Annotated in this window: 14 protein-coding genes and 2 pseudogenes; 11 read left to right on the plus strand and 5 right to left on the minus strand. The window is 62.6% G+C overall.

What is annotated here, in order from left to right:
• The first annotated feature begins 75 nt into the window (after positions 1 to 75).
• On the plus strand, positions 76 to 537 hold the full coding sequence (locus tag FYC77_RS15510; RefSeq protein ID WP_149082410.1) for a universal stress protein: 462 nt from the start codon (positions 76 to 78) through the stop codon (positions 535 to 537).
• A gap of 236 nt (positions 538 to 773) precedes the next feature.
• On the opposite strand, the gene FYC77_RS15515 is transcribed toward FYC77_RS15510, so the two are convergent.
• On the minus strand, positions 774 to 1,367 hold the full coding sequence (locus FYC77_RS15515) for a GNAT family N-acetyltransferase (protein ID WP_149082411.1): 594 nt from the start codon (positions 1,365 to 1,367) through the stop codon (positions 774 to 776).
• Positions 1,368 to 1,369: 2 nt separating this feature from the next.
• On the minus strand, positions 1,370 to 1,738 hold the full coding sequence (locus tag FYC77_RS15520) for a universal stress protein (RefSeq protein WP_149082412.1): 369 nt from the start codon (positions 1,736 to 1,738) through the stop codon (positions 1,370 to 1,372).
• Between the two features lie 126 nt (positions 1,739 to 1,864).
• Here FYC77_RS15520 and FYC77_RS15525 point away from each other — a divergent pair, with 126 nt between their 5' ends.
• Complete coding sequence (locus tag FYC77_RS15525; protein WP_149082413.1) at positions 1,865 to 3,265, plus strand: ATP-binding protein; 1,401 nt, start codon at positions 1,865 to 1,867, stop codon at positions 3,263 to 3,265.
• Positions 3,266 to 3,444: 179 nt separating this feature from the next.
• On the opposite strand, the gene FYC77_RS15530 is transcribed toward FYC77_RS15525, so the two are convergent.
• Both FYC77_RS15530 and FYC77_RS15535 read right to left on the minus strand, forming a co-directional pair.
• The gene (locus FYC77_RS15530) at positions 3,445 to 4,260 is read right to left on the minus strand and encodes a hypothetical protein (RefSeq protein WP_149082414.1); all 816 of its coding nucleotides are present in this window, start codon (positions 4,258 to 4,260) and stop codon (positions 3,445 to 3,447) included.
• A gap of 57 nt (positions 4,261 to 4,317) precedes the next feature.
• Complete coding sequence (locus FYC77_RS15535) at positions 4,318 to 4,779, minus strand: ArsR/SmtB family transcription factor (protein ID WP_149082415.1); 462 nt, start codon at positions 4,777 to 4,779, stop codon at positions 4,318 to 4,320.
• 263 nt (positions 4,780 to 5,042) lie between these two features.
• On the opposite strand from FYC77_RS15535, the gene FYC77_RS15540 reads away from it, so the two are divergent.
• Complete coding sequence (locus FYC77_RS15540) at positions 5,043 to 5,867, plus strand: MBL fold metallo-hydrolase (RefSeq protein WP_149082416.1); 825 nt, start codon at positions 5,043 to 5,045, stop codon at positions 5,865 to 5,867.
• 146 nt (positions 5,868 to 6,013) lie between these two features.
• Here the strand turns inward: FYC77_RS15540 and FYC77_RS15545 are convergent, their stop codons facing one another.
• Positions 6,014 to 7,021 carry a DUF5787 family protein gene (locus FYC77_RS15545; RefSeq protein WP_149082417.1) on the minus strand — a complete coding sequence of 336 codons (1,008 nt, stop codon included), beginning with the start codon at positions 7,019 to 7,021 and terminating at the stop codon, positions 6,014 to 6,016.
• Positions 7,022 to 7,376: 355 nt separating this feature from the next.
• Between FYC77_RS15545 and FYC77_RS15550 the strand changes: the two genes are divergently transcribed.
• The 8 genes and pseudogenes from FYC77_RS15550 to FYC77_RS21065 form a co-directional block, all read left to right on the plus strand.
• Positions 7,377 to 8,609: a translation initiation factor IF-2 subunit gamma gene (locus FYC77_RS15550; RefSeq protein ID WP_149082418.1), complete on the plus strand. Its 1,233-nt coding sequence runs from the start codon at positions 7,377 to 7,379 to the stop codon at positions 8,607 to 8,609.
• A 23-nt stretch (positions 8,610 to 8,632) separates the two neighbouring features.
• A complete protein-coding gene (locus FYC77_RS15555; protein ID WP_149082419.1) occupies positions 8,633 to 9,019 on the plus strand; it encodes a PIN domain-containing protein in 387 nt (128 codons plus the stop codon).
• On the plus strand, positions 9,020 to 9,589 hold the full coding sequence (locus tag FYC77_RS15560) for a DNA-directed RNA polymerase (protein ID WP_149082420.1): 570 nt from the start codon (positions 9,020 to 9,022) through the stop codon (positions 9,587 to 9,589). It begins immediately after the preceding gene.
• Between the two features lie 2 nt (positions 9,590 to 9,591).
• Positions 9,592 to 9,789, plus strand: coding sequence for a transcription elongation factor subunit Spt4 (spt4, locus tag FYC77_RS15565; RefSeq protein ID WP_149082421.1), 198 nt, complete (start codon positions 9,592 to 9,594; stop codon positions 9,787 to 9,789).
• Between the two features lie 2 nt (positions 9,790 to 9,791).
• Positions 9,792 to 10,409, plus strand: coding sequence for a GTP-dependent dephospho-CoA kinase family protein (locus tag FYC77_RS15570; protein ID WP_238386983.1), 618 nt, complete (start codon positions 9,792 to 9,794; stop codon positions 10,407 to 10,409).
• Positions 10,410 to 10,556: 147 nt separating this feature from the next.
• A pseudogene (locus tag FYC77_RS15575) lies at positions 10,557 to 11,380 on the plus strand (transposase).
• 135 nt (positions 11,381 to 11,515) lie between these two features.
• Entirely contained in the window at positions 11,516 to 11,947 is a 432-nt protein-coding gene (locus FYC77_RS15580; protein WP_149082422.1) for a hypothetical protein, read from the plus strand.
• 122 nt (positions 11,948 to 12,069) lie between these two features.
• Positions 12,070 to 12,229, plus strand: a pseudogene (locus tag FYC77_RS21065) (IS6 family transposase); the annotation flags it as partial.

Raw genomic sequence — 12,229 nt, forward strand, 5'->3', positions numbered from 1 at the left:
CCCGGTACCGCCGTCGAACCCCCGCAATTCGCCGACGGGGGAGCATTTTTTGTACCGGGCAACAGACTGGCGGGTATGGACGATAGCGAGCAGTTTTCGGTCGACACGGTTCTCGCGCCGGTCGACGGGAGCGACGAGTCCGCCACCGCCGTCGAGTACGCCATCGCAATCGCCGATCGGTACGATGCCTCCGTCCACTCACTGTACGTTCTCGGCCACGGAGTCGTTCGCGGGATAGACGTCGGAACCGTCGAGGAGACGGTCGTCGCGGAGAACACCCAAGGGTTTTTCGACGACATCAGCAGCGTCGCCGAGAACGCAGGCGTCCCGCTGTCGACGTCGGTCGACGACGGCTTCTCACAGAGTCGAAAAACCCGCCACCCCGGCAACGTCGTCCTCGATACCGCCGACGAGATCGATGCCGATTTCATCGTCCTTCCACGCGAGCCGGTAACCGACGCCGCCTCGGCAGAGGTTCTCGAGAAGGTCGCCGAATACGTCCTCTCGTACGCGAGCCAGCCCGTCCTTTCGGTCTAGTACTTCGACAAGCGTCGACTGCAGAGTCGACTCGAACCACACCACCGAATTCGACCCTCCAGTGCAGGCTTGCCGAAGCACTGGTGGCGTCCCGGACCAGCTACGGATTGTTTCGGCCCGATACGGTTTCCTGTCCGTCAGTGCCGGCGCAGCCGCGACCCCCATGGCGGGTGGACCGGGAGGCCGGGACAGCAATCCGTTCGAGTCGATGAAAACGCCTTGCAACGGGGATCGGTTCAGCTGTTACTATCGCCCTCCAGTCGAATCGCCATCTCCTGTTCGAAGCTCTGTGAGCCGGTCGTCTCGAAGCCGACGCGTTCGTAGAGGGCGATCGCCGGGTGATTCCAGCGCTCGACGGTCAGCCACACCCACTCGATACCGAGGTCGATCGCCCGCCCGAGTAGATGCTCGAGAAGCATCGTCCCGATCCCGGCCCGCTGATAGTCTTGAACGACGAATATCGCGAGTTCCCACTCTCCCCCGGCTGGATCGGCGATTCCCTCGTGCTCGCCGTCAGGATCGTCGATGTCGGGAACGAGCATCGCGTGTCCAACGACGTCGCCGTCGTGGGTCGCGACCACGTTGACGCTTTCCTCACCGATCCCCTCGAGCCAGCTTCGGATCCGTTCCTCGCCGGTCGGCGGGATGCCCTGTGCCCGGTCGGCCGGATCGAACCGAACGTACATCTCGACGACGTCCGCGAGCAGGTCACCGGAGAGCGCGCCGGCCGCCTCGAGCGTAATCTCTCGATCGTCACGATCCGGCACAGTCGTCGGTGGCGACGGGAACGAACCGGCCGGCTCGTCCGGATACATTTTCGTTTCTGGCATCGTTATCGGACCAGCTTGACGGTCGTCGGTGCGTTCAACAGCACGAACTCGGTGATCGGCCCGAGTTGTATCTTCCCCATCGGACTCAACGTTCCGCCGCCGATCACCAGCTGATCGTACTCACCCTGTTCGGCGTAGTCGACGAGCGAACTCCCCGGATCCCCCTCGAGCCTGACGATCTCGCTGTCGACGCCGGCGTCATCGAGTAGTTTCGCGGTGTCGTCGTACATCTCGTCTTGGGATCGCGGTGACTCGGGTTTATCGAGGACGGCGACGGTCAGATCGTCGCCAACCTCCTGGGTGCGTTCGATCGTCCGTCGGAGCGTCTTTATCGATTCGTCGCTTCCTCCGAGGCCGACTAAGACGTTCATATCACCGATTGCGAGATGGGGGACGAAAGTCGTTGTGCCGTGGCCCACGGCGGAGTTCCTGGGTACGTCTCGCACACCTTCCCCAGGACGACGCCGTTAAGAGCGTGTGGACGGTACGATTATCGAATGAGTGATGCGGCGCTCGATGTCGTCGAGTTTCTGCTCACGACGAGCGTGTATTCCGACGACAGGACGTTAGACGAGAACGACTTGCCCCCATCGTTTCGCCGGGTGTTCTGGACCGGCGGAGCCGACGGGGACGACGGTGACGGCGAGCGAGGACGGACGGGTATCAGCCGCCCGCTCTCCGCGACAAACGGGACCACGCGCGAGGCGACCGGGGTCGACCAGCCCTGGGATGCCGTCTCGGAGCTGATGTTCACCGAGCGCGACGAGTTCTCCGGTACCGTCACTCTCGCCGAACAGGAGATGGCCGAACGCTGGTTCGCCGAGCGAGTCGACGACGATCGACTTCGCGAGAACCCGACGCTCGCGAAACGGTTCGAAGACGACGGGGAGTTCGACGTCACCCACGAGGAGGCTCGCGACGCAAACCGGCCGATCCAGGCCGACCGCGTCTGGATCGACGGTCTGCTCGAGGAGTACTTCGACGACGAGGACGACGAGGAGATGCTCGATCTGGTCGACGTCCGCGCGCCGGAGGAGGTCGACATCACGCTCGACGATCTCGTTCTGACGGAGGGTCAGGAAGCCGAGATCGACAAGATTGCGAAGGCGATCGAACACCGCGATTACCTCGCCAACATCGGGCTGCGCGAGATCGGTAAGCTGCTGTTCGTCGGGCCCCCCGGAACCGGGAAGACATCGACCGCACAGGCGCTTGCTCGCGATATGGACCTGCCGTTCGTCGAGGTAAAACTCTCGATGATCACCTCCCAGTATCTGGGCGAGACGGCCAAAAACGTCGACAAGACCTTCGAGGTCGCAAAGCGACTCTCACCGTGTATCCTCTTTATCGACGAGTTCGACTTCGTCGCAAAGACCCGTCGCAGCGACGAACACGCCGCGCTGAAACGCGCCGTCAACACCCTGCTCAAGGCCGTCGACAACATCTCGCTCATCGACGACGACGTCCTGCTGATCGGCGCGACGAACCACCCCGACCAGCTCGACAACGCCGCCTGGCGGCGCTTCGACGAGATCATCAACTTCCCAAAACCCGACTACGGGATGCGCGCAGACATCCTCCGAGTCATCACCCGGACGATGGATATCGAGGAGTTCGATCCCCAGCTGATCGCCGAGATCACCGAGGGACTGACCGGCAGCGACCTGCGGATGGTGCTTCGCGAGGCCGTCCTCGAGGCGCTGACCAAGGATCGGACGACGCTGACCCAGGAGGACCTGCTGAACGCCGTCGAGGAGTTCGAGGAGCGTGACAGCCTGAAGAACATGGACATGATCGAGGGCGATCACGACGCGCTCGTCGCCGGCGGAGACATCGGCAAGGCGGGTGACGGCGGTCACGATCACGACGGTCACGACCACAGCCACGACCACGAGTAAACGGTTCACCGGTGCTGATTCTCGCGATCACGACGAGTTGAGCGGCCACAATCTCGACTGGGAGGTGCCCTCGAGTGATACGGTCTGCGATGACTGATACGGTTTCCTGTCCGTCAGTGCCGCCACAGCCGCGACCCGTAGCGGGTGCGCCGAGATATCGGGACGGCAATCCGCATGAATCACTCGAGTACGCCCTGGACGTAGAGATGACAGAACACCGCCGCGGAAACGGCCGAGGAGAGATACGTCAGGGCGGTGCTCCCGCCGAAGACGACAGTCGCCGTCATCTCGGCACCGACGATGGGGTACGGCTCGAGTGTGGCGCTGATCTCGGTCATCGCGAACGCCGTGGCGATCGCGACCACCATACTGACGAGCACGATGGTGGTCCGGCGTCGAAAGGAGACGAGTCCCCAGCTCACACGGAGAGCGGCGATCGGACCGTAACCGCCCACGACGACGGCCTCCGCCGCGAGAATGAACTTGACGAGTACGACGATGAGGAGGACGAACAACACGAGGAGCGCGACGATCCCGGCCCCGGTCAGGAGCGCGCTGTCGCTCAGAACAACGACGATCCCGAGGATCGTGCCGACGAAGACCAGTCCCATCGTCGCGACACCCACAAACACCATCGTCGCGATCACCGCGGGCGTGCGACGGAGCGCGTGTCCGGCTGCACGCCTCGGCGTGTATCGGTGCCCGGTTAGTTCTCCCGAGACGATCGTCACCGCGTATCCCCGAGCCAGGGGAGCGGCGAAAAACACGAGACCGGAGGTAGCGAGTTCCAGGCCAAGCGGCCCGACGTATCCGGCGAACTGGACGACGCCGAGTGCGAGAAACACAAGCGGGATAGACGGACGATCGCGGAGGAAACCGACGGACCAGAGAAGGACGTCACCGATACCACGTCGCGTCGCGATCGACCGAACACCTCGACACTCGAGGCATGCACAGCCGTCGACGTCGTCTCCGTGTTTGACCCGTTCGACCATTCATTCGAAATATATCCGCCAACTGGCATAAATTCAGCTATCCGACCGTAGCTCCCGTTACGCCGCGTCGGAGGCGCCGACGTATCGGGCCAGCGTCTCCCAGACGGCGATGAGAATCGACACCGGACCGACGGCGACGGCGAGGTTCTTGAACGCCACTCGGAGCCTTGGCTGGTCGTCCTCGGTACCGAGAAAGAGGACCAGCGGTTCGTCGGAGACCGCGTAGACGTCCATCTCGCGTCCCTTCTCGGAGTAGCAGGTGTCGGCGACGTCGATGAGACCTGTCTCCGAGAGGTTCTCGAGGTGGTAGCTCACGCTCTGGATGGACATATCCAGTCTGTCGGCGAGCGCCGCGGCGGTCAGTGGCCGCTCGTTCAGTTCTCGGAAGATGTCGCGGGCGGTTTCCGAAGAGAGCGCCGCGAGGACCTCACTCGTTCGGTCGTCGTCGATACACAGGAGAGACGGATCGCCCGTCCGCTCCGTCGAGGCGTTCGTCGTCGTCGGGAGGAGCCGTGACATGGATCGATATCGGGCGGTGATTGTGACCGTTCGGGCGGACAGTACCTAACTACTTCCATAACTCAAAATCGGTTTTGACTCATCGCACGTGCCGCAATCGTTTCCGTCACGTCGCGATCGAGCGGTGATCGGGAGGTGCCGCGCCGAGAATGCGTATTCCACTGACGGCACGGGGAACACCCTTATGTACTGCCTTCGAATGAGGGGGCGATGAGCGACGAATCGCCACACGAGATCGCTGTCGGTGAGGATCTCGAATAGCGATGCGTGTGACACTGCTCGGAACCGGCGATACGACCGGGACGCCGACCGTCGGCTGTGACTGTGAAACCTGCGAACTCGCGCGCAAACGAGACCTCGAGCGCACGCGGTTCTCGGTCCACGTGGAGAACGAACGGGTCGGAACGTCCCTGCTGGTCGATTTCAGCCCCGACTTCCGGAGGCAGTTTCTCCGCGAGGAGGTCCCGCTCCCGGACGCCGCCGTCGTCACACACATTCACTTCGACCACCTCGACGGGCTCGGCAACACCTTTCGACTGTTGGACTCGCTGTCGGTGTACGCGGCAGACGAGACCGACCCGATGACCGGCGAAAGCGTCGCCGAGACGGTCGCCTCGAAGTACGACTATCTCGGATTGCTCTCGGTGGAGCCGACGACGCCGTTCGAGCCGGTTCGGATCTGTGGCCTCGAGGTGACACTGGTCCCGGTCGAACATCCGCCTCAGGTCTGTTACGGGCTCGCGATCGAAGATCCCGAAACCGGTGCGAAGCTGTCGATCACGGGAGATACGAACTACGCGATTTCTGAGCGCTCGCGTGAGGTCCTCACCGACCCCGACCTGTTGCTCGCCGACGCCATCGTTCCAGCACACCTCTGTGAGTACCACCCCGCCGGGGGAAAACACGACGATCCCGACGGCGTCCCCCGGACGTTCGGCGGGAAACACATGACGCGTGAGGGAGCGATCGCACTCGCGGACGAGCTGAACGCGGACCGAACGCGGCTCGTCCACGTCGCCCACTACTATCCGGCCGACGAGGCCTTCGAAGAGCCGCTGGCGGTCGACGGCGAGACGTACACGATATAGTAGCCTCCCACGCGTCGATTACAGGGTCGAACTCGGTGGCATGGGTCGAATTCGGTGGTGTGGTCCGAGTCGACTCTGCAGTCGACGCTTGTCGAAGTACGAGCCAGTCCCGACGAATCCACTGATCAGGTCCAGTTTCGGTATCGCTATCCAAACCGATCCAGTCCGGACTGACGTCTCCGGCGACCGTCCGGGTTCGCCTGCCACGGCGTCCGTCGGTCGCGCTCGGCCTCGAGGTCGACGGTCGGCGCGTCGGCGGGGTCGTAGCCCGGGCACGCGGGACCGCACTCGGCGGCCACGTCGACGATCCGGTCGTTCCAGTCACAGTGTGGGAGCGTCGCGCCCCGGTCGTCGACGTCGGTCGGAAAGCAGGCCGCACAAGCAGGAAATTCGTACGTTCGCCATCCCTTTCCGTAGGCTCGTTCGGCGAGACGACGCCGAGTGCGGGCCTTCTTTGCGGGGGAGACGACGGCAACCTCGGTTCGGCCGGGGTGGGACTCGAGCGGTTCGATCCCCGGCTCGTCGACGGGAAGCGGCGTCGGCTCGCGGACGACCTCGATTCGGATCGCGGATTCGTCGTCCGGATCGGCGCTTCCCTCGTGGTGGACCCGCCAGATGCCGACCTCCTTCGGAATACGATTCAGGTGTGCGCGGGTGACGTAGCTCTCGGTCGCGAGAATCGCCTCGTCGACCAGCGCGAGGCAGACGTCCGTCCGGAGCTGAGACTCGAGGTTGCCGGGTCGGCCGAGGTCGGGTTTGTTCTCGATGCCGACGATGCGATCGACCCACTCCGGGTAGCGGGCGACCTGCCGGACGTACTCGCGGCCGTTTCGACGTTCGGACTCGAAAAAACCGATCTCGCAGGCCCGCTCGGTCGCCCGACGGGCGTGGTCCGGGTGACAGTCGTCGCCGAACGCCTCCTTCCAGTAGCGCGTCCGGCCCGTGCCGACGTCGGACTCGATTGCCGCATCCGGGATGGCCTCGCACGTGATCGCCGCCCGCTCCTCGAAACTCGAGGTTGGCTCGATCCGGACGACGTCGAGAATGCGCCCGCCGGGATCCGCGACGCTCGCGCCGAGTTGGCGGGCGAGGATCCCCTCGTTGCGGGACTCGAGGTGCGCACAGAGCTCGAGTTCGAACGCGAACTCGGACACGGTTCGACGAAGGAAGGGTGGCGACAAAAGACGACCGGTTACCGCGTCGAGGATGCTACCGCGCGAGAACGAAACCGTCACCGGTCTAGCCACCGTCGACGGCGACTGTCTCGTGGCGACCGACCGTGGTACGGGGTTCGTACAACGAGTGGACGGCTGGGAGAAAGCGAGCGAATTCCCCGTCCGAGGTCCCCTCACGGGACGGTATACGCCGATCGCGCTCGCGGATTACCCCGTCGGATCGAGGGACACAGACACACGATTCGGACGCCGTATCGGACGTTGAGCGTCGAGATAGCTCGCAACCTTTATCAAGCGCACGGCGGAACTCCTATCTAAGATTACTCACCGTCTTATGGCAGGAAATCAACAACCGGAGGTGAACATCGGGCTCGTCGGTCACGTCGACCACGGCAAGACGACGCTGGTACAGGCGTTGAGCGGGTCGTGGACTGACCAGCACAGCGAAGAGATGAAACGCGGCATCTCCATCCGGCTGGGCTACGCCGACGCGACGTTCCGTCACTGTCCAGACGTGGACGAACCCGAGTGTTACACCGTAACAGAGGAGTGTCCGGACGGCTCGGAGAGCGAGCCACTTCGGACCGTGTCGTTCGTCGACGCCCCGGGTCACGAGACCCTGATGGCGACGATGCTTTCTGGTGCGTCGCTGATGGACGGAGCGGTGTTGGTAATCAGCGCCAGCGAGCCGGTTCCCCAGCCCCAGACCGAAGAACACCTGATGGCACTCGACATCATCGGGATCGACAACATCGTCATCGCCCAGAACAAGGTCGACCTCGTGAGCTCCGACCAGGCCCGACAGAACTACGAGGAGATCCAGGAGTTCGTCGAGGGGACCGTCGCCGAAGACGCGCCCGTCGTCCCCGTCTCCGCGGGCCAGGAGGTCAACATGGATCTGCTGATCCAGGCGATCGAAGCGGAGATCCCGACGCCGGATCGCGACCCTGACACCGATCCCCGGATGCACGTCGCCCGCAGTTTCGACATCAACAAACCCGGGACGAGCGCCGCCGACCTCACCGGCGGCGTTCTCGGTGGAAGCCTGATCCGAGGCGAACTCGCGGTCGACGACGAGATCGAGATCCGCCCCGGCCGCGAGGTCGAGGAAGGCGGTCAGTCGGAGTACGTTCCAATCGAGACGACCGTCCGGTCGCTGCAGGCCGGCGGCGAAACCGTCGACACGGTCACGCCCGGCGGGTTGCTCGGCGTCGGCACGGGACTCGATCCGTCGCTGACGAAAGGCGATGCGCTTGCGGGCCGGATCGCCGGTCCGCCGGGGTCGCTTCCGCCTACCTGGGACAGCTTTACGATGGACGTCGATCTGTTAGAGCGCGTCGTCGGACTCGACGGCGGCGAAGCCGTCGACGAGATCAGCACCGGCGAACCCCTGATGATGACCGTCGGGACGGCGACGACCGTCGGTGCGGTCACGAGCGCCCGCGAAGGAGAGTGTGAGGTCAACCTCAAACGTCCCGTCGCGGCCGAGCCCGGTGCGAAGATCGCGATCAACCGCCGGATCGGCGCACGATGGCGGCTGATCGGCCTCGGAACGTTGCAAGGCTAGATCGGATATCCGAGAAGACTGAAATGAGTACGCGGGTCGCCCTCGATACGAGCGCGTTGATGATGCCGGTCGAACTCGACGTTCGGCTGTTCGACGAACTCGAGCGACTCCTCGAGGGGTTCGAACTCACGACGCCGCAGTCGGTTATCGAGGAGCTTCGGCGGCTGTCGGAGAAAGGAGGAACGGAGGGGACGGCGGCGAACGTCGGCCACGATCTGGCGACCGAGCGCTGTCTCGTCGTCGATACCGAAGCATCGTACGCCGACGACGCGCTCGTCGAACTCGCCCGCGAGGGAAACGTCGACTACGTCGTCACGAACGACCGCCCGCTTCGCGACCGGATCCTCGAGACAGGTGTACCGGTAATTGCATTACGCGGGAGAAACAAGCTAGCGATCACTCGACCATAGATGTACAAACGGGTCAGATTGAAGGATACGGTGGAAGTACCGCCCGAGGAGCTCGGTGACGTCTCGCCGAACCTCGTGAAGCGACTGCTACAGGACAAACTCGAAGGCCGCATGGACGAGGAGGTGGGAAGCGTCGTCTCCGTCACCGAGGTACACGACATCGGCGAGGGGACGGTCCTGCCGAACCACCCGGGGGTCTACTACGAGGCCGACTTCGACGCCGTCACGTTCGACCCCCAGATGCAGGAGGTCGTCGACGGCACCGTCGTCGAGGTCGTCGAGTTCGGTGCCTTCGTCGGGATCGGTCCCGTCGACGGCTTGCTCCACGTCTCCCAGATCTCGGACGAGTATCTGGCGTTCGACAGGGAGAACCAACAGCTCGCATCGAACGAATCGAACCGCACGCTCGGCGTCGAAGACGCCGTCAGAGCTCGGATCGTCACCAAGAGCATCGACGAGCGCAACCCGCGTGACTCGAAGATCGGCCTGACGGCGAAACAACCGGGGCTGGGCAAACACGGCTGGCTCGAGGAAGAACACGAAAAGCAAGAAGCGGCCGCAGGTGAGTAACCATGGCGTCGAACCGTCTCGTCTGTCGTGAGTGTCACCGGGTCAACGACCCGGATAACGAGACCTGTGACGCCTGTAACTCGTCGTCGCTGACCGAAGACTGGGCCGGCTACGTCGTCATCGCCCACCCCGAGGAGAGCCAGATCGCGACGGAGATGCAGGTCACCGAACCCGGCGCGTACGCGCTCAAAGTCCGATAGCCGTGGCCCGCGAGGACCGGCCGCCGTCGAACGGTCGCGATTCGACGGACGACAGCGACCCCAACGGAGAGTACGAGTCACTTCTGTTCCTTCCCGACGAGCTTCGTGACGAGTTCAAAGAGCCGATGGGGCCAGTCGAAACCGACGCTGCAACCCTTCTCGAGTCGGTCGACGGGACGCTGATCGCCGTCGGCGACGTCGTCACCGACCACCTTCTGCGCGCCGGCCGCGACCCGGACGTCGCGCTCGTCGACGAACGCACCAAGCGACGCGACGTCGACGAGGCGATCCGCGAGCGCGTCGCCGCGGACCCGGACCTCGAGGCGACGAACCCACCCGCCGAGATCTCCGCGGACGCCGTCCGGACGCTGCTCGAGGCGCTCGCACGCGAGGAGCCGACGACGGTGCTCGTCGACGGCGAGGAGGACCTCCTCGCGCTCCCCGCGATCGTCGCCGCGCCCGAAGGTGCGAGCGTCGTCTACGGCCAGCCCGACGAGGGGATGGTCCACGTCCGCGTTACGGCGGAGGCAAAAGCGGAGATGCGAACGTTACTCGATCGATTCGACGGCGACACCGAGCGGTTCTGGCGATTACTCGAGGGGACATCGGGATCCGACTGAGGCGGGAAAGCGACGGCGGACTCGGTCTGAAAAACGAGTCATACGGTTTGTGATGACCGATCGCCGACCGTTCTGCTCTGTTGAAGAGCGACCTAATCGGCTGATACCGTGGGTTAGAAAGACTACGTCGTCGAAACCGAGGTTTGGATGGAGATCGATATCCTCGACTTCGTTGAGCAGTGTCGAGACCGAGCCAACCAAGCGTTGGGGAAGCACGCGGGCGAGCCCGCCAACGGCGGGTTCGCCCGCTGGGTAGACGTCGTTTTTCACTGTTTTTGGATTTAAGAGGGCCATAGCTACCGTGAAACGCCGAACCGGCTGAAGTACCAGTCTGAGGTTCGTGATGTACTTGGTCTCGGTCGAGACGAGTTGCCGGATTACATCACGATCTACAAGCCGTTCGAGCGGCTCAAAATGTGGGTATAGCGGGCGTTACTGCGCGTTTCAGCGCAGCAACACCCTCAGTCTGGGCACGTCGTTCTCGACAGTACGTTCTTCGACCGACGCGCTGCTTCGTCGTACTACCGGCAGCGATCCGGGAATATCGTGCAGACGTTGCAAGTGGCGACACTGACCGATATAGAGTCTCTTGCAGTTCTTGACGTCCATATCTCGGCCCGGTGGAAATACGATACGAAGACAGGACCGCAGGTCGTCCGCGTTCGACGGACGACCTGCGTTCCGTCGCTGCTGACAACGCCTTCCACCACTGGTACACCACATACGAGTTCTATGCCCTCAGTGTCGAACCACTGATCTTACAGCGGGGACCGAGACCACTCACGGAGGGGAACAACGCGGGTATCCGGGCAAAAGGCTACGCTCAGCGCTGGATGGCCGAAACGTCGTACTCGACGACGAAGCGCTAGCTCGGCGATACCGTGCGAGCGCTCGGCTGGTATCGCCAGTTCCGTGAAATTATCCTCATGTTCGCCATCTCGAACATAGAACCACTCTGTGATCTTCTGTAATCGTGACTCAGCATCTATTCAACACGGCACATTCAGGTGGAATTCAACAAAGGATTTGAACCTGACGTGAAACATACGGAGGATACCTCTAGCGGTAGAAACATATATATATGATTTGTACGTCGTGGTGTTTATGTGTCAGGTATCGAGACGACCAGGGGGGTCATAAGCGTGGATCGTCGGAGTTTTCTCTCCATCGTTGTGGTTGGTGGTTCGGGCATTATTATCGTCGTTGTCGGATTTCTGGCCGATCAAGGTATGATTGATCTGCCGGGAGATCAGGCGATTTCCAAAGAATTCCGCAACAATCCAGGTTCACTTTCGTTCGATGCGGACGCTGGCGCAGATATAATGATCCGGGTCGACCCCGAATCGGAAGGCAATCGACGAGGAGAAATGACACTCAGTGACCCGAATGGAACGGAGGTAATCGACACGCGCTTTGATAGCGCTGGTAATACGCACGAGTCCCACACCGCCGAGCAGAGTGGTTCATATCAGCTCTCTGTTGATCCACATGGTGGAACGTATCGCGTCACTGTGAGCGTCAATGACCCAGAGGAGTGACTCGGTAAACTTCCAGTTGGTGACTTTTCGAGAGGAATATTGACATAGCTGTGGAAAGTCGTCTGCAGGGCAATGTCTAGATGAGGGTTTGAGGAACGAGCAGGTGGTGGCGAAAAGTGTTCATGCAACTCGCCAACCTGCTCAGAGAGATCGTAGACGTGGGTTGTGATGAGGTTTGGGAGAACGAGCGCACCCCGACACCCGCTCCGCATCCGGGTAGTCGTCGGCAATCGCTTGCATACAGCCGATCCATTCACTGGTTCGCCGTCGTTCCGTCACATG

Source organism: Natrialba swarupiae (genome assembly GCF_008245225.1).
Taxonomy (GTDB): domain Archaea; phylum Halobacteriota; class Halobacteria; order Halobacteriales; family Natrialbaceae; genus Natrarchaeobius; species Natrarchaeobius swarupiae.